The sequence below is a fragment of the Stieleria mannarensis genome (assembly GCF_014154935.1).
GTDB classification, from domain to species: domain Bacteria; phylum Planctomycetota; class Planctomycetia; order Pirellulales; family Pirellulaceae; genus Stieleria; species Stieleria mannarensis.
Map to the genome: position 1 here is coordinate 1 of NZ_JACEHH010000082.1, position 26699 is coordinate 26699.

Sequence of the window (26699 nt, forward strand, 5' to 3'; positions counted from 1 at the left end):
CCTCCCCGTCGTTTTGCCCCCATCGTTTTGCCAACCAACTCCCAACTCCCAACTCCCAACTCCCACCTACCCCTCGGCCGTCCAGCTTTGCAACCGATCCTCCTCATCGAACCAGACATTGCGTTGGATCTCGTCGGTTTTAAACCCCAGTGCCTTGGGGCGTCGCGTGTCGGGCAGCACCACCACGTCGTACAACTCGCCGATCACGTCGCCTTCGATGCGAATCCAGTGCACCACGTCACCGCTGCGCAGGTCGATGACCTGCAGCCCACAGCGTGGCGAAGCGTCTCTGGCGGCAAGTTCGTTGTCGAGGTTCAAGCCGTGAAAGGATGGCTCGTCACGTCGGGGTTTAGACACGCCGACGATGGCGTAGTCGCCGACGAACGCCAGCCCGCGCGCATAGCCCGGGCAAAACGCGACGCGTCGCATTGTTCCGGTTTCCGTATCGATGTATCCCAGGTAGCCGTTGCCGGAGTCGAGCAGCCAGAGCCGGTCGCGGTACAGTCGCGGCGAGTGCGGCATGGACAGTCCCTGGGCGATGATCTGATCGGTGCGGACATTGATCACCAAGCCGCCATCCTTGCGTCGGTCGCGCCAACCGTCGATCACATCCGATCGGCTGCAAGCGGTGACATAGCGGGGGCTGCCGTCTTGCATCGCCATGCCGTTCAGGTGGCAACGGTCTTCGGCGACCAGCTTTGAAATGAAGTTTGGTCGCCACAGTGGAGTAAAACTGCGTCGTTGACTGATCGTCGCGATGCAATTGAATAGCGTGCTGATAAACACCGGCTGCCCCTGGCCATCGACGGCGACGTCGTGGATATCGATGTCACCGGTCGTGTAGCCGACCTGCGGAACGAACAACCGGTCAAACTCGGGACGCGAGACCGGTCCGGGCCCCATGTCTTCCAAACGCCACAGCTGGTACCGGGTGCTCATCCAGATCGTCTGGCCGTCGGCCCACAGGCCCATGCAACGATCGAAGGTGCGTTCAAAGATCGCCAGCCCCGCGTCGCCCTTCGTCCCCACCAGCAACAGCTTTCCGGCCTGGTAGGTCGAAACGGCCAGACTGACGCGGTGCTCGGCCAACCACCTGGTCAACTCGCGGGATCCGATGATGTTCAGCATGGGGCCTCTGCGGTCGATCCTGTCCATTTCAATCGATTCCGGCCAGATCGGTTTAGGGGACGTTGGCAAATTCGTTCAGCACTTCGCGTCGCAAACGCGAAATGTCGTTGACATCGTTGACGTCGTCGGGTTTGACATACAAGTGTTCGCTGCTCCTGCCGGACGCCTCGGCGTCGTCGACATAAAACCAATTTGACGTCGTGACGGCCTTGACCGCGCGGTCCGATTCGGTCTCGACCGACAACGCCCCCGCATCGTCCGGCCGGCACCACTGCGTCGGCGTGACAAGAGGACGGATGCCGGCCATTCGCTGGATCAACTCGGGCAGATCGGTCGCCGATTGCAGCGAGGGGACACGCAGCGGTCCGCCGCGGGAGACCAGCATCGGCAGGCGGATGTCCGGGCTGCGCAGCGGTCCGACGTGGTGTCCCAGCCAACCGTTTTCGCCGAGTGAGAACCCGCTGGCCCCGGCCAACAGGATCGTTGGCCGGCGGCTCCGCAGCGAATCACCCAGCAGCTCGATCATCTGGTCCAACAATCGGACTTGGGCCGCATAACGCTGCATCCAGGCGAACAGCAAATCGGGGTCGTCTGATTCCGAGAGCCGCCTCGCCGGTGGATCGGTCGATGGCGGCAAGAAAAACGGTTCCGCGGTGGCGGGCGGAAGCTGTGTTTGATCCTCCACCGGTTCGGTTACCTGTTCCCCAGCGTCGTCATCGCTCGCGGGAGCATCCCAGTGGTCGCGAAGCATGCCGCTGTGAATCCACAGCAGCCGCGTCTTGGCCGTGACGGTGCTGATGGCCGAGGCGAACGCTTGCGCGACCACGGTCGATTCGACGGTCTCGGCCGGCAACCGTTTCAGCGTCGGTTCCAAGGCGATCGCCTGTGCGAAGCCGAATTGGTCTTCGGGCAGCGTCAGTTTCGGATCGTCGGTCAAAAAGACGGTCGCGGCGGGATCAGCATCGTCCGGCTGGTCCTTCGGTGCAATCACCGCGCGCGAATCCTCCAGCCAACGCGCGATCAATCCACCGGGGCGGTCGATCGGCGATGTCCAACGGTCCCAGACCACGCCGGTCGCTGCCAAGGCGTCGATCGCCGGCGTGTCGTTCCAAGAACATCCGTAACAGCCCAGCGCGGACGTTGCGAGCCCTTCCAGCGTGATGACAACGGCGATCGGTGGACGGAGCGACAGTTTGGGCACGAGGATTGGCGGAAAGGAGATCGGGAAGCAGGGGAACGGCTATCTCGGGCCAGCGTAACAGCTGGGTGCGGCGTCGCCAATCGGCGGGCTTTGGGGTGCTGCGGAGCCAGACGATCGGCGAAGGCACCGCTGGGCGAGGACATCGCCGACAAGTAAAAAACTAACCCTCCCTGGCAGGGAGGGTCGAGCGCAGCGAGGGGAGGGTTGATTCGTGGTGGTTGAGTGCATCCGAGCGACGGCGAACCCTCCCCGCTCCGAGCGTAAACTCCTCCGCGGCCCTCCCAGAGGGCATTGGTTTCTACACAATTTACCATGGCTCCCTTCCCCCCCCTGCTTTATGCGAGAGAAGGGCTGGGGATGAGGGGCCTGATGAAAAGTACGTGGCGTCGAAAACTGTTGAACCGGCAACGATTGAAAATTGCAAAATGAACAGTGCAAATTGCGAAATGATTTGAGCGACGATTCCCGGCAAATTTGCATTTTGCAATGAACAGTTTGCAATTTGCAATCGAGGGATCCAGCAGGATCGCTGATCGTCCCCGAACCTACCCAACGTTCCAAGTTCCATTGATTTTCGCCAGGCCACCCCCAACCCCTGTCCTCGATTGCGAGCCGGCTTATGTAGACACCAATGTCCAGAGGAAAGGAAGGTTGACTTACTTGATTGACGGCTCCACGTTTTAACTTGATGTGTGTGGGACACCGCTGGGCGAGGGGGACCACCGCGACCAGCGATGATGCGATGGGCCGCAGACCCGTTATCGTCGGTATAACGCCAACGGGCAATCGCGGTCCGGCTGCCCGGGCGTCTCCACCCGTCCCGGCGTGGTGCTGGCGGCGTCGTAGGCTTGGTTCATCGAGCCCTTTCCCCGTGGCTCCGTTCCGTCACGCTGTTTGCCACCACGCTGTTATGTCTGCCCCTTTTTCGACCACCGGCTCAACGACTCCCGCATCCCCGGTCGTCTTTACTCCGACGACGCGCACGGCCGAGAATCAATCGGCCCCGCAAACGATCGAGTTGCCGCCGCTGGATCGCTGCGACGTCTGGGACGTCCCTTTTGATCGCGTCACCATGGCCGGTGCCGTCGACCGGATCGAGCAACTGGTCGCCCGCGGTCGGCCCAGCTACGTGATCACGGCAAATTTGAATTACGTGATGCTGCACCACGAGCAAGCCGACGTCCCCGAAATCACACGCGATGCGGATCTGATCCTGGCCGACGGGCAACCGATCGTCTGGCGCAGCCAGCTCGGCCCCGATCCGTTGCCCCAGCGCGTCGCCGGCAGCGAGATGATCCACAAGCTGGCTTGCCGCGCGGGCCAAAAACAATGGGGGGTCTACTTTCTGGGCGGAGCATCCGGTGTTGCCGAAGCCTGCGCCAAACGACTCGCACGCGACTACCCCGGAATGCGAATCGCCGGGATCGAATCGCCGCCCTTCCGCGCGTTGTCCGAAGCGGAGCAAGCCGAACAGGACCAACGGATTCGTCAGTCAGGGGCACAGATCTTGCTCGTCGCCTTCGGCCAACCCAAAGGCGAACGTTGGATCTATGAAAACTACCAACGCCTGGGAATCCCCGTCAGCATTCAACTGGGCGCGTCCTTCGACTTCATCGCCGGGACGGCCAAACGGGCGCCTAAGATCTGGCAGCGGATGGGGGCAGAATGGGCCTACCGCATGCTCAGCGATCCCCGACGCCTGGTCCCTCGCTATGGCAAGAACGCGGTCTACCTGATGCGTGCCCTGATCGATGACTGGAAGCAAACGGTCCGTCGCTGGGGCATGTCCCCGATGGATTGATCGTCATGGGGCAGACTTCATGGGGGGGAAGAAGGTGACAGAAAAAGTGGGGGCAGAAAAACGGAGGTGTCGGACAAGAAAATGGGGGCAAGAAAACGAAAGGTTGTGAGCTTTAGGTCGATGTCCAGATGCAAGCACCTGTTCATCACGCACCATTCGCTATCAATTGTTTTGCCCCCCATCGTTTTGCAGCTCGACTACTTCATCGCATCGAACAGATTCAACAACGTCTCGACGATCTTTTCCGACGCGTCTTCTTGGACGTAGTTGGTTCCCAACCAGGTCTCATAGCCGCCGAATCGATGTTGCCGCGGTGTCGGCAAGTACCCGAACGAACCGTTGGCCAATTCGATCGTGAACATGTCCCGTGTCGGCGCCTTGGCCTTTAATTCCAATCCGGTTTCGGTGAACGTTTCGAAGGGAATGGCGGCGATGCCCAGGTCGCCGATGCGGAGGGTTTGCAGTTGAATGTCGACGGTCTCGGGGGCTTCATCCAGACTGGCGATCCGCCGCGCGTAAATCGCTTCGCGTCGATGTCGCGGTGACGCTTCGGGTTGCTTTTCAAGTTCGGCAAAGTGCTCGCGCATCGCCTGGGTCGGCTTGCGGACCTTCAACGTCAACGGAGTTGATGCGGCGGACAGTTTCACCCAGTCATGAAACTCGATCCCGGCATGCGCTTCGTAAACGCGATCGGCGATCTTGTTGGCCACTTCCTGCATCTTTTCATAGCTGGCGTAGCGTTTCGGATTCTTGTTGCGAAAATCAATGTTGTTGACGTCGCCGCTGGTCCCGTTGGACAGCATGCCGACGAAGGCCGGCGTCGTCTGGGAGGCACCCAGACGCTGCTTGATCGCGCGGGCAAAGTAACCGAAGTAGTCGGCGGAGACTTCATTGCGGGGCACGCCGCCGACGTAGTGCAGCGAGTAGTTCGCCAGCAACGCGATCGGACGCCCGTCCCGGCTTTGGACCGAGACAAAGCTGACTTCCGGATCCACCGGTCCGGCCGGACGATCCAACGCCGCATGGCCTCGTGGCGGGTTCATTCGGACTTGGTCCACGCCGCCAAAGGGGTTGGCCGCCAATTGGGGATCGGTGACGAACCAACGTCGATTGAACACCTCCGACGGTTCGTCGACACCGCCCCAGCCGATCTTTGCCGGCTGGAGATGATTCAGTGCGCGGCGGACGCCGTCGGCGATCCGGCCGGCCAGGAATTTTTGGTACTCCGTCAACTCGCTCTGCTGGATGACCTTGCTTTCCCCGCGGGCGGTCGTCGCCGAGTGGGTGTGGGTGGACGCCATCAACATGTTTTCGATCGGGATCTCGGTCGCCTGATGAGCTTGCGTTTTGGCCGCATCGAACACTTCGTGGGGAATGCCGACGTTGTCGCACAGCACGATCGCCAGGGTTGTTTTGCCGTCGTCGAGCACCAGACAACGGGCCTGCAATTCGTCGTGAATGTGTTGTGCCGGTGTCGGTTCCCAACCGCCGACGATCAACTCGCCCAAGGGCGGTGTGATGTTGCTGGTCGCCGCTCCGGCGCGAAAGGTGGGGCCGTCGCTTTGGGCAATGGCGACCGCCGAGTGAATCATGGTCAACGCGATCGTTGCGACAACCAGGAACCCGGAAAGATTGCCGCTTCGAAAGTGCCGCCTGGAGAATGAGACTGCATGGGAATTGGTCATTGCTGCGGTGCCTGGAGGGGGAAGGAGGTAGGAAGATTTTGGAGGTAGGAAGATTTTCTTACCCGCATCATCGGGTTCACGCGATCAGGTCATGCATCACGTGGCCGTCGACATCGGTCAGACGAAAATCGCGTCCCTGGTAGCGATAGGTCAGCTTGCGGTGATCGATGCCCAGCAGGTGCAGGACCGTGGCGTTCAGGTCGTGGATGTGCATGGTCCCCGGAGTCCAATGTTCTTTTTCGGGTCGCGGGATCATTGGACTGCCGTCGGCGTGAACGATGTTGTAGCCGTAATCGTCGGTGCGTCCGTAGGTGATCCCGGCCTTGATTCCGCCGCCGGCCATCCAGACGGTGAAGCAGCGCGGGTGATGGTCGCGGCCATAGGTTTCTCGCGTCAGTTTCCCTTGGCAGTACACGGTGCGGCCGAATTCGCCGCCCCAGATGACCAAGGTATCATCCAGCATCCCGCGTTGCCGCAGATCACGGATCAACGCGGCACAGCCCTGGTCGATGTCCTTGCACTGCGATTCGTGTTCGGTCGGCAAGCGGTTGTGGGCGTCCCAGCCGCGGTGGAAAATTTGGATGTTGCGGACGCCCCGTTCGGCCAAGCGACGCGCGTTCAGACAGCATGCGGCGAAGGTCCCCGGGGTCTTCGCTTCCTCCCCATACAACTTGAACGTCGCCTCGGTCTCGCTGGAAAAATCCATCAACTCGGGAACCGACGTTTGCATCCGGTAGGCCATTTCGTGCTGCCGGATCCGCGACAGAATCTCCGGGTCGCCGAAATGTCGGTGTTGTTCCCGGTTGATCGCGGTCAACGCGTCGAGCTGTTCGCGGCGGTCGGAGGATGTCACGCCGGGAGGATTACTTAAATACAAGACCGGATCGCCGCTGCTGCGTAGCAGCATGCCTTGGTGATCGGCGGGCAAGAACCCCGGACCCCACAGTCGGTTGAACAGACTCTGTTCGGCGAACTTGGAATGTGCGTGCATCACGACGTAGTGCGGCAGGTCTTCGTTCATGCTGCCCAGACCATAGCTCAGCCAGGCGCCCAAGCTGGGACGGCCGGCGATCTGGCTGCCCGTTTGGATGTAGGTGACCGCGGGGTCATGATTGATCGCTTCGGTAAACGTGCTGTGGACGACACACAATTCTCGCGCGACCTTGGCGGTGTGCGGCAGCAACTCGCTGACCCAGACCCCGTCCTGGTGGTTGTCCACCTTGGTGAACTTGTACTTGCTCGGGCACAGCGGCAGCCCGCTTTTTTGATTGGCCGTCATCCCGGTGATGCGTTGGCCGTCACGGACTTCGGCCGGCAATTGCTGGCCGAACATGTCGTTCAGTTTCGGTTTGTAATCCCACAGGTCATGTTGGCTCGGTCCGCCGCTCATGAACAGATAGATCACACGTTTGGCACGTGGCGCGTGGTGCAGGCCGTCGCCGGGGATCGAGTGTTGGTTTCCTGCCGCGGACAATTCATTGCCAAACAGCCCCGCCAACGATGCGGTTCCCAGACCGAGCGTGGTGCGGCCGAATAGCTGTCGCCGCGTGGTGGCCAACTGGTGCTGGTGCAGTGCTTCGAATGGATTCATCGGTCAAATTCGTTCAGTACAGGATGATTGCCAGATCGCTGGCCAGCAGGGTCAATGCGACTTGAGTCCAGGCGGCGTGCAGGGCAGGGTCCAGCGACTGGTTACTCTCTGCCTCTCCGGTGGCCAGCAGCGCGCGGGCGTCGTCTTGGTGTTCGCGATACCGGGCTCGCATTTGATCCAACAGCTGGTTGATCGCATCGGCTTCGGTCGGCGATGGACCGCGGCTGGCAATCAGTCGGAACAGCAGGTCCAATCGCGACGCGGTGTCGCTACTCTCCAGCAACAACCGCTGGGCCAGCATCCGCGCCATTTCGATCCGTTGGGTTTCGTTGAGCAGGGCCAGTGATTGCAGTGCCGTGCTGGTGCGTGAACGACGCACGCAACTGGTTTCTCGGTCCGGGGCGTCAAACAACGTCATCATCGGATGCGGGCTGGTCCGTTTCCAATACACGTACAAGCTGCGGCGGTACAGCCGGCGTCCGTTGTCGCGCTCGTAAAGCTTGGTGTTGCTGGCCGGATGGGCCAGGGCCGACCACATGCCGGCGGGCTGATACGGTTTGACGCCTTCGCCGCCCATTTCTGGATCCAGCAACTGGCCGGCCCATAGCCCGATGTCACGGATCACCTCGGCATCCAGGCGATAGCTGGGGCCACGCGACCAGTATCGGTTTTCCGGATCGTCCACGTCGTCCCGCCAGGCCGAACTTTGTCGAAACGTTCGGCTGGTGACCATCAACCGCAACATGTGTTTCAGATCCCAGCCGCTGTCTTGCAATTCCACGGCCAGCCAATCCAGCAGGTCGGGGTGCGTCGGGTAGGCGCCTTGGACCCCAAAGTCTTCGGGCGTTCTGACCAGCCCCTGTCCGAACGTTTGTTGCCAGAGGCGATTGATCAACACGCGTGCGACCGTCGGATGATTCGGCGACGTCAACCAACGGGCCAGTCCCAAACGATTGCGCGGAGCGTCTTCGGGAAAATCGCCCATCACCGACAACACGCCCGGCTCGAGCGGATCGCCGATGGGAAGGTTGTATTCGCCGCGGTTGAGCACACGGGTCGGACGCGGCGTCGGCAAATCTTTGGCAACCAAGGTTGTGGTGAAGCTCTGCGACAGCGCTTCAATGTCGGCTCGCAACGATCGTGCTTGCGGATGAACAGGGAGTGTCGCGAAGCCGCCGTCGGGGTCCGCCAGCGAGTCCAGTTTCTCTTGATCGGTCGCTTCGGCCCAGCCCTTGGCGTCCAATTCAACGCCCGCCATTTGGTCCATCGCGGTGGCGAATAATTTGTCGCGTGCCGCTTCGAGTTGTTTCCAGCGTGCCCACTGACCTGGATCACGGGGCGCTTTCGTCGTCGGCCCGTAATCGTACTTGTTTCGGTCCAAGGCCGGCTCGGACGTGCTGTTGAAGAACGCCATCAGACGGTAGTACTCCGTCTGCGGCACCGGGTCGTATTTGTGGGTGTGGCAGCGGGCGCAGGTGAGCGTCATGCCCAGGAAGACTGCGCCCAGGTTTTCGGTGCGATCAAAATTGTTTTTCGCCTGGTATTCGGCTTCGATCGCCCCGCCCTCGCCGCTGGTCGGGTTCATCCGGACGTAGCCCGTCGCGACCAACTGCTCGATGCCGGGGTCGGGCAGCAGGTCGCCGGCCAGTTGCCAAGTGATAAAATCGTCCAGCGGTAGATTTGCGTTGAGTGCGGACACGACCCAGTCGCGATAGGGAAAGACGCCGCGGCGGTTATCCAGGTGCAACCCGTGGGTGTCACCGTAACGCACCGCGTCGAGCCAATGGCGTGCCTGATGTTCTCCGTAATCGGGCTTGTTCAACAACCGGTCGACGTAGCGCTCATACGCGTCAGGTCGCTGATCGTGCAAGAACGCACCCAGTTCGTCGGGTTCGGGGGGCAATCCACAAAGGACCAGTGAGGCCCGCCGCGCCAACGTCTCCCGTTCGGCTTGGGGGGCAAAACGAATCGAACGCTGACTCTGTTTGGCCGCCACGAACGAGTCGATCAAGTTGACGTGCGGGTTGGCGTCGCGATCGGCGGGTCGCGTGGGGACACGCTTCTTTGGCGGGACGAACGCCCAGTGCTGGGAATAGGTGCCGCCTTGGGCGACCCACTGTGCCAGCAGTTGCTTCTCCTGGTCGGTCAACTGCTTCTCGGCATCCTCGGGCGGCATCGGATCGTCTGCGGATGTGATCCGCAGCAACAATTCGCTGGATTCCAGGTCCTGCGGATCGATCGCGCGGTATCCGCCCAGATCGCTGGTCGCGGCCTCGTACGAATCCAACCGCACCGTCGATCCTTCGTCGGTATCGGGGCCGTGACAAACGAAGCACTTGTCCGAGAGGATCGGCAGGATTTCGCGGGAAAAATCGATCGCGACCGGCGGCTGATCTGTCGCTCGGGCGCCGGCGGGTGCCAGCAGCAGGGCTGCAAGTAGGACGATGTTGTGGATTCTCATCCCAGAATTGTAAACAGATTCCGAGACGCGATGCTGCGAAGGATTGTGGTCGGGTGTTCGGAGTGGAAGTCAGGGGGAATCGATCAAACCCCCCGGTTCACGCTGCCATCGGTGGGCATCGACCATCATTCTGGTTCGGGCGGCCGAAACTCTTGGCGAGTTCCGCTACTCACTCAAATACTCTCCGCCTTCCTCGGCGTGCTCGGCTTCTTCCAGACTCTCCCGCTCCTCGGCGCTGGCGGTCCAGTAGAACACCGTTCCGAGGATCGCGATCATGACCTTGACCATTTCAAACACCAACGCGATCAAGGTCCCCGAGGCGTTGGTCGGCTGGGCCGGGATCAAGTGATACAGCCACTCGATCGCGGCTTCGAACACTCCGATGCCCGCCGGCGTCAGGGGAAGCGCCGAAGCCAGCATCCCGATCGGCACGATGATAAAGTGCTCTGCCAACGACGGGATCGACGGGTACAGGCCGCGCGCGATCAAGTACAGGCTGAGGGTCAACATCCCGTGGACGCCGATACTCATCAGGATCGAGACGCCGAACGCCACCGGATGATCGTGGAACATTCGCAGCGGAGGGCCGATCCGGTGAACGATCCCTCCGACCAACGGCAACGTCTCGCCCCAGCTGACCAACCGATCAACGACTCGGCCGCCGAAGACCAACCCGACCAGCACAGCCGTTCCGACGCCGACCAGCACCGCGGTTCCCAGCTTCAATTGGTGCATCTCTTCGCCACCGGCCGAGGAGGCACCGTCACCTTGTTGGAACAGGAACGCGACCGATGCGAGCAATAACAGGCCGTACAGCCCGACGCCGCGATCGACCAGCACCGAAGCGACCGCTTGAACACGCCGACCCGGGCGTCGCTTGGCCAGAAAGATGGCCTTGAATAAGTCGCCGCCGACGCTGCCCGCCGAGACGAAGTTCAACAGAAAGCAGATCGCGCCCAGCCGGAAGGCTTCCAACACCGTCAGCTCGATTCCCTGGCAGCGAACCAGCAAGCACCAGCGGGCGAACGACAGGCTGATCGCTCCGACGGCGACCAGCAACGCGCCCAACAGCAACGGGTAATTCTTGTCGTGCTGCGCAAGTTCGTCCCACTGCTGAGGTTCGACCCGATACAGCAGGAAGGCGATGATCCCTAACGGGATCGCGATTTTGCAAACGGTTGCAAATAGCTGGCGTTTGGACTTCATGTGCGGCAGGATAATCCGTGTCGTCGGTTTGCCAAACGCCAGTCAGAGCGATAAACCGGGCCGGTCGTCCAGTATTGGACAGCCGCTTTGCCGGTACGATGGCCCGTCAGAGTCGTCGTCCGCGCGCCGATTGTCGCCGTGTTCTCCGAACTCGGCGGGCGCGAAAAAGCGAAGCTTTGCTGTGCGCCGACCTCGGAGAGGACGGCGACTGTCCAGCGGGAACGAGGTGTCACCCCTATCCCGCGAGTACGGATTGTGAACTGCCAGGACTCCTCGCGTCGTCCACTACGGCAGAACCGGCGCGAGGACTCCTCGGGTCGTCCACTACGGCTGAACTGGAGTTCTTATTCGCCGAGTACGGCTTCGCCGTCACCGTCGCCGACCGGCGGCTGTGCATCGCCGGTTGCACCTGCCTCGGGCGAGCCGTCCTTCAACAGGTCTTGCATAGCCGCTTCGGCGTCGTCGGCGACCGGCGTGCCGGGGCCGAGGACTTCGTCGCCCGCTTCCAACAGCGGGAATGACTCTTCCAGGCTTTGCACGGGGGCTTCGGCCAACGCTTCGAGGGCTTCGCGGCGGTAGTTGACTTCCGATTCTTGGAACAGGCGGAAACCGGTACCGGCCGGGATCAGGTGTCCCAGGATCACGTTCTCTTTCAAACCGACCAGTTTGTCGACCTTGCCGGCCAGCGCCGCCTCGGTCAACACCTTGGTCGTTTCTTGGAACGACGCGGCGGAGATGAACGAGTTGGATTGAACGGCCGCCTTGGTGATCCCCAGCAACTGGGTGCTGGCGGTCGCCTTCTTCGGCTTCTTGCCCTTCATCGGAGTGCCGCCTTCGGCTTCGATCTTGGCGTTGGTTTCTTCGAACAAGTCCTTCGGGATGATCACGCCTTCGCTGTAATCACTGTCGCCGGCACCCGCGACCTTGATGCACTTGGTCAACTCTTGGTTGGCGTGCCGGAATTGGAAGCGGTCGATCACCAGACCGGGCAACAGGTTGGTGTCGCCGGGCGATTCGACCTTCACCTTCCGCAGCATGCGGGCGATGATGATTTCGCAGTGCTTGTCGTTGATCTCCACCTTCTGCGACTGGTAGACCTGTTGAATCTCGTGCAGCAGGTATTGTTGGACGGCTTCTTCGCCGGAGACACGCAGGATGTCGTGCGGCACCAGCGGCCCGTCGACGATCGACTGGCCGGCTTTGACCATGTCGCCGGTGTGGACCAGGAAGTGCTTGCCGGTGGGGATCAGGTGTTCGCGTTCGATCCCCGATTCGCTGCGGACGATGACGGTCGTCTTGCCGCGTTTCTTTTCGGGCATGATTTCGACTTCGCCATCGACTTCGGCGATGATTGCGGGATCCTTCGGCTTACGAGCCTCGAAGATCTCGGTGACTCGCGGCAGACCACCGGTGATGTCCGAGACACCCCCGCTGTCACGCGGCATTTCCGCCAGCACGGTCCCGGGCACGATGTCCTGGCCGTCGGTGACCGAGATGGTTGCTTTTTCCGGCAGGAACTGCACGTTGAGCGCTTTGCCGGTGTTGTCCTCGACGACGATCTGCGGGTGCAGGTCCCCCTTGTGATCGACGACGACCATCCGCATCTTGCCGCTGGCTTCTTTTTCCGAGCGGACGGTTTCGCCTTCGACGATGTCTTCGAAGCGGACTTTCCCGGAGACTTCCGACAGGATCGGCACCGAGTAGGGGTTCCACTCGCACAACGTTTCGCCGGGTTTGACCTTTTGCCCGTCTTCGACCATCAGCATCGAACCGGTCGGGATCGGATAGCTTTCGAATTCACGGCCGCGATCATCGACCAGGGCGATTTCGCCGTTCCGCGTCAAAACGACCTTGCGGCCTTCGGAGTTTTCGACCGCACGGATCCGCGTCAAACGAACTTCACCGGCCTTCTTGCTCTTGATGTCCGACTCCTGCATCGCCTTGCTGACCGAACCACCGATGTGGAAGGTCCGCATCGTCAACTGCGTGCCGGGTTCACCGATCGATTGTGCGGCGATGATCCCGACCGCCATGCCTTCTTCGACCATGGCACCGGTCGACATGTCCATGCCGTAACAGCGGCGACAGACACCCAGGGGCGCGTCGCAGGTCATCGGCGAACGGACTTGCAATTTTTCCAAGCCCATCTGTTCGATCTTGCGAGCGATTTCGGGCGTGATCATTTCGCTTTCGCCGACGACGACTTCGTCGGTGACCGGGTTGACGATCGATTTGCGGCTGACGCGACCGTTGATCGAATCGGCCAAACGGACTTCGACCTTCTCGCCGCGATAGACGACACCCTTGGTGATGCCTTGGGTCGTGCCGCAGTCGTCCATGGTGATGACGACGTTTTGCGCGACGTCGGCCAGTTTCCGCGTCAGGTAACCACTGTCGGCGGTCTTCAACGCCGTGTCGGCCAGACCCTTCCGAGCACCGTGGGTGGAACTGAAGTATTCCAACACCGACAGGCCTTCGCGGAAGTTCGCCTTAATCGGCGTCTCGATGATCTCGCCGGTCGGCTTGGCCATCAATCCACGCATCCCGGCCAACTGGCGGATCTGGGCGATACCACCCCGAGCACCCGAGTGGCTCATCAAGAAGACGGGGTTGATGTACCAGCCACCTTTGCGCGTGTCCGATTCCATCGCCGCCATCATGTCGGTGGTGATCAATTCACGCGCCTTGGTCCATTCGTCCAGCACCATGTTGTAGCGTTCGTCGTCGGCCATCTGTCCGCGGTCATACGCCTTCTTCAAACGCATGACTTCTTTTTCGGCGTCCTTGATGAAGCCGACTTTGGATTCCGGCGTGACCAAGTCATCGGTGGCAAAGGACAGACCGCTTCGCGTCGATTCGCGGAAGCCCATCTGCATCATGTCGTCGAGCAGGTGGATGGTCGGGCGACGACCGAGGCGTTGGTAACAATCGCTGATCGCGCTGGCCAAGTCGCCGCTGCGCATCGCGCGGTTGTAGAAATCCATGCCGTCGGGCAGCATTTCGTTGAAGCGAACGCGTCCGGGCGTGGTCTCGATGATCGCGCCGTATTTGGAGTCGTTGTCTTCGGTCTTGAGACGCTGGTGCTTGGGCAACCGCATCTTGATCTTGGCGTGCAGGTCGACGATGCCTTGGGCGTAGGCGAATTCGACTTCGTCATAGCCGGCAAACGTCATGCCTTCGCCCTTGCGGTCGGGCAACTCGCAGGTCATGTAATAGCAACCCATCACGATGTCCTGTGAGGGGCTCATGATCGGTTTCCCGTTGGACGGCGCGAACACGTTGTTGGTACTCATCATCAACGTGTGAGCCTCGACCTGGGCTTCGATCGAAAGCGGCAGGTGGACGGCCATCTGGTCGCCGTCGAAGTCGGCGTTGAATCCCTTGCAAACCAGCGGGTGCAGGTTGATCGCGTTGCCTTCGACCAAGGTCGGTTCGAACGCCTGGATCCCCATCCGGTGCAGTGTGGGAGCCCGGTTGAGCAGCACCGGGTGGTTGGTGATGACTTGTTCCAGGATGTCCCAGACCTCTTCGTCCTTGCGCTCCAGCATCTTCTTGGCCGACTTGATCGTGTCGGCGTGGCCGAGTTCTTTCAGACGGCGGATGATGAAGGGTTGGTAGAGTTCCAGGGCGATCTTTTTGGGCAGACCGCATTGGTGCAGCTTCAATCGCGGGCCGACAACGATCACGCTTCGTGCCGAGTAATCGACTCGCTTGCCGAGCAAGTTTTCGCGGAAACGACCTTGTTTCCCCTTGATCATGTCCGTCAGCGATTTCAACGGACGGTTGGACGAGCCCAACACCGGGCGTTTGCAGCGGTTGTTGTCAAACAACGCATCGACCGATTGCTGCAACATTCGCTTTTCGTTGCGAATGATGACCTCCGGCGCGTTCAAATCGACCAGCTTTCGCAGCCGGTTGTTGCGGTTGATGATCCGGCGATACAGGTCGTTCAAATCGCTGGTCGCAAAGTTACCGCTGTCCAGCAGAACCAACGGACGCAGGTCCGGGGGGATCACCGGGATCACGTCCAGCACCATCCACTCGGGGCGGTTGTCGCTGTCACGGATCGATTCGACGATCTTCAACCGGTTGGTCAGGTCTTTTTTCTTTTGCTTGCTGCCGGTTTCGTCCAGCTCGATTCGCAGCTGCTCGGACAATTGAACCAGGTCCAATTGGTTCAGCAATTTGCGGACGGCTTCGGCACCCATGTCGGCTTCGAAGCTGCCCGGGCCGTATTGTTGGCGTGCGGCGCGGAACTCTTCCTCGGTCAACAGTTGCTGGTGTTCCAGGTCGGTTTGGCCCGGATCGACGACCACGTAGTCTTGGAAATAGATCACTTTTTCCAAGGAACTGGTCTTCATGTTCAACAGGTTACCCAAGCGCGACGGCATCGCTTTGAAGAACCAGATGTGCACGACCGGGGCGGCCAGATCGATGTGCCCCATGCGTTTGCGGCGGACGCGGCTGTGGGTGACCTTGACGCCACAGCGGTCGCAGATCATGCCCTTGTACTTCATGCCCCGGTACTTGCCGCAGGCACATTCCCAGTCTTTTTCGGGGCCGAAGATTCGCTCGCAGAACAGCCCGTCTTTTTCGGGGCGATAGGTCCGGTAATTGATCGTTTCCGGTTTTTTGACTTCACCAAACGACCAGCTCTTGATGTCCTGCGGCCGGGCCAAAGAAATTCGGACCGACGCGTAATCGTTGATGCGATCGTAGTTGCTGGTTTCGCCAATCGACATGATATGAAAGCCTTTAGCAGTTAGCGGTAAGCAGTTAGCTATTGATTTGTATTGAAGTTGCCGGCGACCGGGTGGGCGGTTTCGGCGAATGAATCGGCGTACGGCGGATCGGTGTACCGCCGGGGCGTCTTTGCCGACCGGTCCCGCAAGGGAACAGGCCGGCGCTGGCGTCGGGGACCGACCGAGCGTTCCTCACGCAAACGGCCGGCAGATCGCGGGGGACTAAATCGGTCTCTTTTCGAGTTGCATGTTCAGTGCCAAGCCTCGGATCTCGTTGGTCAGAACGTCGAAGCTGGCCGGGGTGCCGGCTTCCAGCGTGTTTTCTCCCTTGACCATCGATTCGTAGATCTTGGTACGGCCTTCGACGTCGTCGCTCTTGACGGTCAACAGTTCCTGCAAGATGTACGCGGCACCGTAGGCCTCCAACGCCCAAACTTCCATCTCTCCGAAACGCTGGCCGCCGAAACGTGCCTTGCCGCCCAGGGGTTGCTGGGTGATCAACGAGTACGGTCCGGTGCTGCGGGCGTGGACCTTGTCGTCGACCAGGTGGTGCAGTTTCAACATGTAGATGTAGCCGACGGTGGTTTCCTGTTCCATCGGTTCGCCGGTGCGACCGTCGATCAGTTGGACCTTGCCGTGACGTGGCAAACCGGCTTCATCCAACGCATCGTTGATGTCGTCTTCGCTGGCTCCGTTGAAGACCGGCGTGATCGACTGGAAGCCCAGTTTCGCTCCGGCCCAGCCCAGGTGCGTTTCCAAAATCTGGCCGACGTTCATTCGGCTGGGAACGCCCAGCGGGTTGAGCAGGATTTGCAGCGGGGTGCCGTCGGGCAGGAAGGGCATGTCGGCGATCGGCAGAATCTTTGCGATCACACCCTTGTTCCCGTGCCGGCCGGCCATCTTGTCGCCGACGCTGATCACACGCTTGGTGGCGATGTAGACCTTGGCCATCTGCAACACGCCGCTGCGGAGTTCGTCGCCCCGCTTCATGCTGTTGAGTTTGCGGTCGCGTTGATCGATCGCGACTTCGACGTTGGACCATTGGGTGTCGTAAACCTTTTGGACCGCCGCCTGTTTGTCTTCACCCTTGACCTGATCCATGATGTGATCGAGTCGGAAAGCGATGGCGCGTTCGGCGACGAACTTGGGGTCTTGTCCGTCGGCCAGCGGCGTCCCGGTGGAATCCTTCAATTTCGCACCGGCGGCCTCTTCCAGGTCGCGGACCAGCGATTCAAAGGTGCTGGCGATTTCCGCGTTGCCGGTCGCTTCGACCTCTTTCAGCTCCCGCTCGAACTCCTTCCGCTCGTCTTCGGACAGACTCATGCGGCGAGAGAATTTGTGGGTGTCGATGACAATCCCTTCGATCCCCGAGGGGACTTCCAGCGAGTCGTTTTTGACGTCTTCACCGGCCCGTCCGAAGATCGCGTGCAGCAGTTTTTCTTCCGGGGTCAGTTCGGTCTTGCTTTTCGGGCTGACCTTTCCGACCAGAATATCGCCGGGTTTGACGTAGGTCCCGACCTGGACGATGCCGTTTTCGTCCAGGTTGCGAAGGGCTTTTTCGCTGACGTTGGGGATGTCGCGGGTGAACTCTTCGCGGCCCAGTTTGGTCTCGCGGATTTCGACGTCGAAATCTTCGATGTGGATCGACGTGTAGGTGTCGTTCCGCACCAGTTCTTCGCTGATGATGATCGCGTCTTCGTAGTTGAATCCGTCGAAGGACATGAAGCCGACCAAGACGTTTCGTCCCAGGGCCAGTTCGCCGTCGCGGGTCGCGGCACCGTCGGCGATGATCTGGCCTTTGGTGACGTCATCGCCCAGCCGCACCAGCGGTTTCTGGTTTTGGCAGGTGCGTTCATTGAGTCCCTGGTACTTTTTCAGTTCGTAGTGGTCGCTGCCGATTTCGATGCGGCTGGAATCGACATACGTGACTTTGCCGGCGCGGCGGGCACGGACGACCATCGCACTGTTGCGTGCGACCTCGCGCTCCATCCCGGTGCCGACGATCGGCGGTTCGGCGACCAACAACGGGACCGCTTGCCGCTGCATGTTCGAACCCATCAACGCGCGGTTGGCGTCGTCGTGCTCCAGGAACGGGATCAAGCCGGCCGAGACGCCCACCATTTGGCTGGGCGCGACGTCCATGTAGTTGACCTGGTTGGGCTGGACGATTTGGAAGTCGCTGCGGACCCGGGCGATCAAGTTGGGGCCGGGGACCAGTGCGTTGTCCTTGACCTCGGTGTCGGCCGGCGCCACGTAGGCTTCGTTTTCCTCGTCGGCACGCAACCAGACGACTTCGTCGGTGACCACACCGTCTTTGACGCATCGGTAGGGGGTGATCAAGAATCCGTAGTCGTCCACGCCGGCGTAGATCGCCAGCGAGCTGATCAAACCGATGTTCGTGCCTTCCGGCGTCTCGATCGGGCAGATCCGTCCGTAGTGAGAAATGTGCACGTCGCGGACTTCGAATCCGGCACGTTTTCGGTTCAAACCGCCCGGTCCGAGAGCCGACAGCCGCCGTTCGTGCGTCAACTGGCTCAACGGGTTCGTCTGGTCAACGACTTGCGACAGCTCACCGCGTCCGAAGAAGTAATCGATCGCCGCCGAGACGCTCTTGGGGTTGATCAACGATCGCGGCGTCATGTCCTGGGCATCTTTGACGCTCATCCGCTCCTGCACCGTGCGACGCAGTTTCAGGAACCCTTTGCGGAGTTCTTCGCAGGCGAGTTCGTCGATCGTTCGCAGACGGCGGTTGCCCAAGTGGTCGATGTCGTCGATTTCCGCGGGGCTGTCCGGGTCGAACAATTCGATCAGGTAGCGAATCGATTCGATGATGTCGTCCGGTCGCAGCGTCATCACCGACTCGCTGACGCCCAGGCCCAGCTTTCGGTTCAGACGGAATCGGCCGACCTTGCCGAGCCGGTAGCGGTTGTCGTCGTAGAATTTCTCTTCGAACAGCACCCGCGCCTTTTCTAGCTGCGGCGGGTTACCGGGACGCAGCCGCTGGTAGATCCGCAACAACGCTTCTTCGTGGCTGGCGGTGTTGTCTTCCATCAGGGTGTTGAAGATCACCGGGACCCGGGGGGCATCCATGCACTGGATGCTGGTCACGCCGGCGACGCAAATCGCTTCGGCGATTTCCTTGGTAATCCGGTGAGCCGCTTCGATGATGATTTCACCGGCGCGTTCGCTGCCGCTGGGGAAAACGACGTCATCGACGGCGATCTTGCCCTCGATCTTCGAAGCGCTTTTGACGCTGGAAAGTTTTTCGGTGCGGGTGGGGTAGAACGCTTGCAGGATGTCGGCGTCGGTCGAGTACTTCGGGTCCATCGCCCGCAGCAACGTCGTCGCGGCGAACTTGCCGCTCTGGTCGATCCGAACGGTCAACGCGTCTTTCTTGGTGACGTTGAATTCGACCCAGCTGCCGCGTTCGGGGATCACGCGGCACGAGGGCAGCTTGCGGTCGGTCGTCGTGTCGGTGTCCCAGACAAAGTCGACACCGGGCGAACGGTGCAACTGGCTGACGACGACGCGCTCGGCACCGTTGATGATGAACTCGCCGCCACCCATCATGATCGGCATGTCGCCCAAGTACACTTCTTCCTCGTGCGGTTCTTCACGATTCAGCCGCAACCAAATCCGCAGCGGCATCCCGTAGGTCAGCCGCAGTTGACGGCATTCCTGGCTGGTGTAACGCGGTTTGCCGAGTTCATAGCGGAGGTATTCCAGCGTGATGTTCCCGTCGTAGCTGGCGATCGGGAAAATTTCGCGCAGGACGCTCTCCAGCCCATGGTCTTGGCGCGAGAGCGGGCTGACCTCTTCCTGCAGAAACTCCTTGTAAGAAGCAGTCTGCAATGCGGTCAAATCGGGAAGCTCGAAGCCACCCAAATCGGTACCAAAGTGACGGACGGTTGTGGGAATCAGACGACGCTTTGACGTAACTGCCATCGGTAAAGAAAGCTCCTGCTGGACTTGAGATCCATGATCTCGGACGGCTATCGAATTGGTTTCGACCGAACTGCTACAAGCACTGCTGCTGCGACTACACTGTGTCCCAGTGAGGGACTGTGCCCCAGTGAGGGACGATGACCCGGCGAGACACGATGCCCCCGACAGGCACATCGCTCACGAAAGGTTCGAGATTCCGATTGACGTGGAGAATCGGATTTACGGACATTGGGTCGCTGGAAAGAATTGGGCCGGAAACGTGGAAGCCAGGGCCCTGAATCGCTATATCGGCAAAGACCGATCGCCAAGACCGGATCCCGCCGCAATGCGACAGCACCAGGAATCGACAACTCGGTTGCGGTAAACGCGTTCGCCAAAACAGTGTGACCAATCGAGTTCCGCGGTGTTTGCCGGTTCAGGGGACGCACGGGCGGGCATTCCTGAGTGGCTGCGCGGATTAAAATTGGGCCATCGACACGGATATAGACGGCTGGAACCTAGGCTTGTTGTGGGAGAATATCACAAGCGGAGATTTCACGAAAGCCCAACCCGAAAAACTGGCCCGGATTATGCTGGGGCTGCTGCCGTTGCCGCAAGTTGTTTTCAGGAAAGGGCTTGCGGCCGTTCTTCGGCGTTCCCGTCCCAGACGATGGCATTCGAGATTCCTCTCGCCGCAAAAATAAATGAAAATTTGGGCCTCGACTGCCCGGCCTACGCCGCCCCGACATCGCGTGGTTTATAAGTCGTCGATCTTTACAGAAACATCGACTGGAACATCAGCCAGCGGGCGGTCAGCAGCGTCAGCAGCAAACAGCACCACCACGAGGCGACCTGGGCGATCGGCCGTCGGTGCAGTCGATACAAAATGGCGATCGCGAGCCCGGTCACGGCCGCTTTGAAAAAGAACAGCCGAACCGGCTCGCTGATCATGCTGCTGCCCAGCGGATTGAGTTCACGCATCATGCCGGAATCAGCGGTTCCGAGCGTCCAGACCAGATCGACGACCGACAACAGCGCGACGATCAGCAGGGATTGCCCGACCACCTTGCGATGCTTGGACCAGTCGTTGGGTTCTTCCGCCGGCACTTCGATCGTGGGCCGGTTGTTCAACAGGTGACCAAAGCCGAGCACGACCACGGCCATCGCGAAAACGGTCAAGGGATAGGAGACCCGCGACAGCCATTGCGTACCCGACGTCACCCGCTCTCCCTCCAGCTCGGCCGCAGCGATTTTGTCGAACGTCGCCTGGGCGCGTTCGCTGAACGCCGGTGTGGGCTGGAATTCGGTCAGCAAGCGATCCAGGACCGCTTGGCTATGGTTGTCGACGCTGGTCAGGTTGACCGCGAGCTCGCGGTTGTCAGGCGCGCACAACGCACGCAGGTACTCGATTCCGTCCGAATCGCGGAACAACATCGCCGGCGGGGCCCCGGTATAAAGCACCAGAACCGTGCCGAAGTCGACCGACGCGACGTCCTCGGCAAACATCCGAAGCAGATTGGCGGTCGAGTCGACTCGGTTGCCGCCCGGACGCCGTCCGCCCGGGCCGTCCTGGTCCCACACGCCGACTCCTCGCCCGAATCGATCGCCTTGGCCGAATCGATCGCCTTGGCCGAATTCCGCCTCTTCCCTGAAGTTCACCCAGCGGGTTTCGCGCGCATTCGGTGTGAAGTTGGCTTCGCGCATCCAACGTGGACGGCGTCTGCCAAACCGCGATTCCCGCTCCTGGATCCGCTCGGCATAGAGGGACAGGTCAAACGTGTCGCGATCGAATTGGTGCCCGTTGAGGGTCAGCGAATCCGCCGTGACATGGACCTCGTACGGCGGCGGCACGTATTCACCCTCGACGAAAATGTACCCGTACCTGGTTTCGTTCGTGACCGGCGATTGCGGCCCGGAGGCAGCCGTCGCGGGGCCAACGCCTAGCAATCCGGCGAGTGCAATCATCCAGGCGACGTGGTGGCCAAATGTAGAGCGATCCATCGGATTCCTTGATCTGCAAGCGAAGTTGATGAGCCGAAAGGGGCTGTGCGGTGCTCAAGGTGTTTAATCCTGTCAGTCATCAAAGGTTTCGCAGAAGATCCGGAGGCCCGCAGCGATCGACAAGTTTTAAGGGAGTTGGGAGTTGGGAGTTGGGAGTTGGGAGTTGGGAGTTGGGAGTTGGGAGTTGGGAGTTGGGAGTTGGGAGTTGGGAGTTGGGAGTTGGGAGTTGGGAGTTGGGAGAAAAATGGGGGGGCAGAGAAATGGGGGGCAGGAAAATGGTTTTCGGAAAAGTAGAAGTCTGGCAAGAAAATGGCGGATCGGAAAATGTCGAGCGCCTTCGGACCAACTCAAGACTCAAGACTCAAGACTCAAGACTCAAGACTCAAGACTCAAGACTCAAGACTTGAAACCTTCACCCCAGCAATTCGCGAACGATTCGCCCTTCCACATCGGTCAGTCGGAATTCGCGTCCCTGGTATCGGTAGGTCAGCCGCTCGTGATCGAGCCCGAGCAGGTGGAGCACGGTGGCGTTGAGGTCGTGGACGTGGACGCCATCCTGGACGACATCCATCCCGAATTCATCGGTCTTGCCGTAGCTGACGCCGCCCTTGACTCCGCCGCCGGCCAGCCAGCAGGTGAAGGCGTCTTTGTGGTGGTCTCTGCCGGACAGTCCCGTTCCCTGGTTGCTGCCTTGGTTCAACGGGGTGCGGCCGAATTCGGATCCCCAGATGATCAGGGTGTCCTTCAACAATCCGCGGCGTTTTAGATCGGTGATCAAGGCAGCGATCGGGCGATCGGTCTGGCGGCATTTCTCCGGTAGACGTTTTTCGATTGTCCCGTGGTGGTCCCAATCGGAATCGTACAATTCGATCAGCCTCACACCGCGCTCGACCAGTCGCCTGGCCAGCAAGCAGTTGTTGGCGAAGGACGCTTTGCCGGGTTGGGCGCCGTAAAGCGAAAGCGTTTCGGCGGTCTCTCCCTCCAGGCTCATCAGTTCCGGGACCGACATCTGCATCCGGTAAGACATTTCGTATTGGCTGATCCGCGTCGCGATCTCTTCATCGCCGGTCGCCAGTCGATGTTGTTCGTTCAGTTCCCCGAGCGCGTCGAGCACCTGGCGGCGATCGTCCATCGATCGGCCATCTGGATTGGACAGAAACAGCACCGGGTCGCCTTCGGAACGGAATTGGATGCCTTGGTAGATACTGGGCAGAAAACCCGGTGACCACATGCTGGTCCCCGCACCGCCGGCCGGACCGCTGAGCAGAACGACGTATCCGGGCAGGTCTTTGTTTTCCGACCCCAACCCATAGCTGACCCAGGAACCGAAACTGGGGCGGCCGCCGCGACCGAATCCGGAATGCAGAAACATCTGCGCCGGTGCATGATTGATTTCCTCGGTGTGCAACGAATGAATGAACGCCAACTCGTCGGCAACGCCGCTCAGGTGCGGCCACAGCTCGCTCATCGTGTGCCCGCACTGGCCATGCCGCGAAAACTTCCACGGCGAACCGGCCAACGTGGATGTTTTACCGATGAAGGCAAAGTCGCGGTCTTTGGTGACTTCCGGCGGGCAGGGTTGGTTGTGCCGTTTGACCAGTTCGGGCTTTTCGTCAAACAAGTCCAATTGCGACGGGGCACCGATCATGTGCAGATAAATCACATGCTTGGCCCGTGGGGCAAAATGCGGACCGGCGGCAGCATCCGACTGGTCACAAAGCATCGACGCCAACGCGATCGATCCGAAGCCGATGCCGCCGCGGCTGAGGAATCCGCGTCGGTCCAGTGGAGCGGTGTCGTTGGTGTCCAAACACGACACGGGGGAAGTTGCACGTTGATCGTGATGTTGACCGGCAGTCAGACTTGATGCAGAGGAGTGGTTTGTCATCCGAAGGCTCAGTCTTTGGTGATGGTTTCGTGCAGGTTCAACAGCACGGTGGCGACGCCGTACATCGGATCATCGGCGTGTGATTGCTGGTGGTACAAGTGCCGCAGCGTCGCTCGCTCGCTGGCGTTAGGCTTCCTCGCGGTGCACAGCTGGAATCCGTAAGCGATCTGTTCGTCGATCGGTGCATGCCCCACCTCGTTGGCGATCCGCGCCGCGAGCGTTTTGGCCGCTTCGACATAGACCGGGTCGTTCAGTAACGTTAACGCTTGAAGCGGTGTGTTGGTCCGCGAGCGTTTGACGGTACAGGCCAACCGTGCGGTGGCGTCGAAGTTGATGAAGCTGGGATAGGGGGATCCCCGTTTGACGACGACGTAGATGCCACGCCGATGTTGCTGCCCACCGGGACTGACTTCATAGTCATACGCTTCGCCGCCGACCTTGGACCAAATCCCCTCGGGCTGGTAGGGGCGGATCGACGGGCCGTGCTGTCGCAAGTTGAGCAATCCAGAAATCGCCAACGCGTTGTCGCGAATCATTTCCGCATCCATGCGAAAGCGTGGGCCGCGCGCCAGCAACCGATTGTTCGGATCGATGTCGCGAAGGTCGTGGCGGACGTTGGAGGATTGCTGGTAGGTCGACGACATGACGATCGACTTGAGCAACTTTTTCATCGACCAACCGTTGTCCATCAATTCGATCGCCAACCAATCGAGCAACTGTGGATGCGACGGCGGTTCTCCCTTGATGCCGAAATCTTCGGGCGTGGTGACGATGCCGTCGCCGAACAGTTCCGCCCACCAGCGGTTGACGGTCACGCGAGCGACGACCGGGTTGTCACGCGAAACCAACCAGCGGGCCAGCGTCAGTCGGTTGCCCGGTCCATCGGGGGCGAGATGCAGCACCGACGGCGTGCCGGGCCGGACCGGTTCGCCCGGCGAGCGATAGTCGCCGCGCTCGAAGACCGTCGACATCCGCGGTTGATCCAATTCGACCATCACCAGCGTCGTGTCGGGGGCAAGCTGGTCGAGCCGTCGTTGCAGCTGTTCGAGTTTGTCGACGAGCGATTGATATTTTTCATCATGCTTGATCCGATAATCGACCAGTGACTTCCGTTCCTTGCTGGACCACTTTTCCGGCGGTTTTGTGGCAGCGTTGACGATCGGTTCTGGCACGGCCGGGGCATCGACGTCTCCGGTCAGGGCGGAAATCTTGAATCGTCCAATCGTCAACGCGCGACCAAAGTGTTGCGTCATCGTGATTGCAAACGATTGATCGGCGGTCAAGTCGATCGGGGTTTTCAGGGTGAACGTCGCCCAATGAGGTTTGCCTTGCTGGGGCGAAATCGCCCAGCCGCTTTTCGGGTCGTCGTCGATCGCACCTGCGACCGGGTAACGTTTTTGAGAAAAGCTCGCCTTGGCCCCGGAGAACTCGATCGCACGGGGCAGCGATTCGGCGGTTTTGCTTGATGTAGAATTCGAAACGAGTTGGACCTTAAAATCGTTCAACACGAAATTGCGTCGGTCGTTGCGTCCGGGCCCCTTGCCGGGCAGCGAATCATCTAACAACACGTCCAACCGGATCGCGGTGATCTGTCGGACGTTGGCATGGGCCAACAGCCGGTACTCATCCTGGTCCGGGGGATCACCGCCACGCAACAAGATCGAACCATCGTCCAGCCGCTGGTGCGAGTCGGTCGACCCCTGAGATTCAAACTCGGTGACTTCCAGCGTGTGAGTTTGTGGCGATTGGCCAATCGTCTCGGCAAGCCCGGTGCTCCAATCGTCCAGGCCGGCGGACAGTTGCCGGCGGCGTCGCTGTTGTTGTTTTTTGACGTCGTCAAGTTGTTGTTGCACGCGAGTGCGTTCTTGATCACGATCCGGCTGTGCCAAGGGCATGCTGGGGCCTTGGAACTTGATCGACGAAGGTTGTTTCGGATTGGCTCGATCAGCCTCCTGGGCGGTGTTGTTGAAATACGCCAGCAGTTGATAGTAATCCCGGGTCGTGAACGGATCGTATTTGTGATCATGGCACTGGCAACATTCCAGCGTCGTCCCCAGCCAGACGGCGCCGGTGGTGTTGACCCGATCGATCACCTGCTCGATGCGCGTTTCCTCGGGCAGCGATCCGGCTTCGACGTTGGTCGGCGTGCAGCGATGGAATCCCGTCGCAATCTTTTGGGACGCGTTCGCGCCCGGTAGCAAGTCTCCGGCGACCTGCTCGATCGTGAATTGATCGAACGGCATGTCGTCGTTCAGTGCGTCGATCACCCAGTCACGGTAGGCCCAGATGTCGCGAAAGTTGTCGCGCTGGAATCCGTGAGAATCTGCATAGCGGGCCAAGTCCAACCAGGGGCGTGCCCAGCGTTCACCGAATTGGGGCCGGCTTAGCAACGCGTCGACGATCGATTCGAAATGCCGACGGCTGGGGGCGCGAACAAACGCTTGGACTTCTTGGGGCGTCGGGGGCAATCCGATCAGGTCCAGGTAGACGCGGCGGATTAATTTTTCCGGTTCCGCCTGGGGCGATGGAAGGACGTTCTGGACTTGCAGTCGACGCAGCACGAAGTGATCGATCGGTGATTCGGGCCAGTCCGACTCGCCGGTCGGTGGCAACTCGGGACGCTGCGGAGCGACATAGGCCCAGTGCTTGGGGGCGACGAATGTTTCGGGCCAGTGAGCCCCCTGCGCGATCCAGCGTCGCAGTGTTTCGATCTGTGAGGCGGGCAACGGATCACCGATCGCGGGCATGATCGCGTCATCGCCGCGGGGCAGCAGCACGCGTCGCAGCAACTCGCTCGTCTGCGGATCGTCCGGTTCAACCGTCCCGGATTCAAACAGGTCCTCCCGGCGGTCCAGACGCAGACCGGCTTCTTGCTTCTCCGCCCCATGACATTCAAAGCAAGCGCGTTGCAGGATCGGATAAACCTGCTCGCCAAAGTCAACCGGCGTCGTGGCCGATGACGGAGTGTCCGCAATCAAAGTCGATGGCACCATCAAACCGGCCAAGCAGACAAACAAGACCACAAAACAGGTGATGGCGGAGAAGGGCAGGGAGGGTGTGTTCAAGATGGA

Annotated in this window: 12 protein-coding genes; 1 reads left to right on the forward strand and 11 read right to left on the reverse strand. The window is 60.4% G+C overall.

Annotation, left to right across the window (positions count from 1 at the left end; genetic code table 11):
* Positions 1-66: 66 nt before the first annotated feature.
* Both H1B37_RS31065 and H1B37_RS31070 read right to left on the reverse strand, forming a co-directional pair.
* On the reverse strand, positions 67-1128 hold the full coding sequence (locus tag H1B37_RS31065; protein WP_220498466.1) for a TIGR03032 family protein: 1062 nt from the start codon (positions 1126-1128) through the stop codon (positions 67-69).
* 52 nt (positions 1129-1180) lie between these two features.
* Positions 1181-2329, reverse strand: coding sequence for an alkaline phosphatase family protein (locus tag H1B37_RS31070; protein ID WP_182871182.1), 1149 nt, complete (start codon positions 2327-2329; stop codon positions 1181-1183).
* Positions 2330-3239: 910 nt separating this feature from the next.
* On the opposite strand from H1B37_RS31070, the gene H1B37_RS31075 reads away from it, so the two are divergent.
* The gene (locus H1B37_RS31075) at positions 3240-4130 is read left to right on the forward strand and encodes a WecB/TagA/CpsF family glycosyltransferase (protein WP_182871183.1); all 891 of its coding nucleotides are present in this window, start codon (positions 3240-3242) and stop codon (positions 4128-4130) included.
* 197 nt (positions 4131-4327) lie between these two features.
* On the opposite strand, the gene H1B37_RS31080 is transcribed toward H1B37_RS31075, so the two are convergent.
* From H1B37_RS31080 to H1B37_RS31120, 9 genes are all read right to left on the reverse strand, one after another.
* Positions 4328-5722: a neutral/alkaline non-lysosomal ceramidase N-terminal domain-containing protein gene (locus tag H1B37_RS31080; RefSeq protein ID WP_182871191.1), complete on the reverse strand. Its 1395-nt coding sequence runs from the start codon at positions 5720-5722 to the stop codon at positions 4328-4330.
* A 169-nt stretch (positions 5723-5891) separates the two neighbouring features.
* Positions 5892-7406 (reverse strand): DUF1501 domain-containing protein, encoded by a 1515-nt coding sequence (locus H1B37_RS31085; protein WP_182871184.1) that lies wholly within the window; start codon positions 7404-7406, stop codon positions 5892-5894.
* A 13-nt stretch (positions 7407-7419) separates the two neighbouring features.
* On the reverse strand, positions 7420-9867 hold the full coding sequence (locus H1B37_RS33495; protein WP_220498467.1) for a PSD1 and planctomycete cytochrome C domain-containing protein: 2448 nt from the start codon (positions 9865-9867) through the stop codon (positions 7420-7422).
* 165 nt (positions 9868-10032) lie between these two features.
* Entirely contained in the window at positions 10033-11073 is a 1041-nt protein-coding gene (locus tag H1B37_RS31095) for a lysylphosphatidylglycerol synthase transmembrane domain-containing protein (protein WP_182871185.1), read from the reverse strand.
* A 344-nt stretch (positions 11074-11417) separates the two neighbouring features.
* Positions 11418-15815 (reverse strand): DNA-directed RNA polymerase subunit beta', encoded by a 4398-nt coding sequence (gene rpoC / locus H1B37_RS31100; protein ID WP_182871186.1) that lies wholly within the window; start codon positions 15813-15815, stop codon positions 11418-11420.
* 222 nt (positions 15816-16037) lie between these two features.
* Complete coding sequence (rpoB, locus tag H1B37_RS31105; protein ID WP_182871187.1) at positions 16038-19760, reverse strand: DNA-directed RNA polymerase subunit beta; 3723 nt, start codon at positions 19758-19760, stop codon at positions 16038-16040.
* Between the two features lie 753 nt (positions 19761-20513).
* Positions 20514-21740 (reverse strand): DUF5658 family protein, encoded by a 1227-nt coding sequence (locus tag H1B37_RS31110; RefSeq protein WP_182871188.1) that lies wholly within the window; start codon positions 21738-21740, stop codon positions 20514-20516.
* Positions 21741-22152: 412 nt separating this feature from the next.
* On the reverse strand, positions 22153-23628 hold the full coding sequence (locus H1B37_RS31115; protein WP_182871189.1) for a DUF1501 domain-containing protein: 1476 nt from the start codon (positions 23626-23628) through the stop codon (positions 22153-22155).
* Between the two features lie 8 nt (positions 23629-23636).
* Positions 23637-26699, reverse strand: a 3063-nt coding sequence (locus H1B37_RS31120; RefSeq protein WP_182871190.1) for a PSD1 and planctomycete cytochrome C domain-containing protein, incomplete at its 5' end; no start/stop codon positions are given.

What these genes read in the sequence shown, in the direction of transcription:
- H1B37_RS31095 (WP_182871185.1), bottom strand. Translation starts at nt 11,073, where the DNA reads ATGAAGTCCAAACGCCAGCTATTTGCAACCGTTTGCAAAATCGCGATC.
- H1B37_RS31110 (WP_182871188.1), bottom strand. Translation starts at nt 21,740, where the DNA reads ATGGATCGCTCTACATTTGGCCACCACGTCGCCTGGATGATTGCACTC.
- H1B37_RS31065 (WP_220498466.1), bottom strand. Translation starts at nt 1,128, where the DNA reads ATGCTGAACATCATCGGATCCCGCGAGTTGACCAGGTGGTTGGCCGAG.
- rpoC (WP_182871186.1), bottom strand. Translation starts at nt 15,815, where the DNA reads ATGTCGATTGGCGAAACCAGCAACTACGATCGCATCAACGATTACGCG.
- rpoB (WP_182871187.1), bottom strand. Translation starts at nt 19,760, where the DNA reads ATGGCAGTTACGTCAAAGCGTCGTCTGATTCCCACAACCGTCCGTCAC.
- H1B37_RS33495 (WP_220498467.1), bottom strand. Translation starts at nt 9,867, where the DNA reads ATGAGAATCCACAACATCGTCCTACTTGCAGCCCTGCTGCTGGCACCC.
- H1B37_RS31115 (WP_182871189.1), bottom strand. Translation starts at nt 23,628, where the DNA reads ATGACAAACCACTCCTCTGCATCAAGTCTGACTGCCGGTCAACATCAC.
- H1B37_RS31075 (WP_182871183.1), top strand. Translation starts at nt 3,240, where the DNA reads ATGTCTGCCCCTTTTTCGACCACCGGCTCAACGACTCCCGCATCCCCG.
- H1B37_RS31080 (WP_182871191.1), bottom strand. Translation starts at nt 5,722, where the DNA reads ATGATTCACTCGGCGGTCGCCATTGCCCAAAGCGACGGCCCCACCTTT.
- H1B37_RS31085 (WP_182871184.1), bottom strand. Translation starts at nt 7,406, where the DNA reads ATGAATCCATTCGAAGCACTGCACCAGCACCAGTTGGCCACCACGCGG.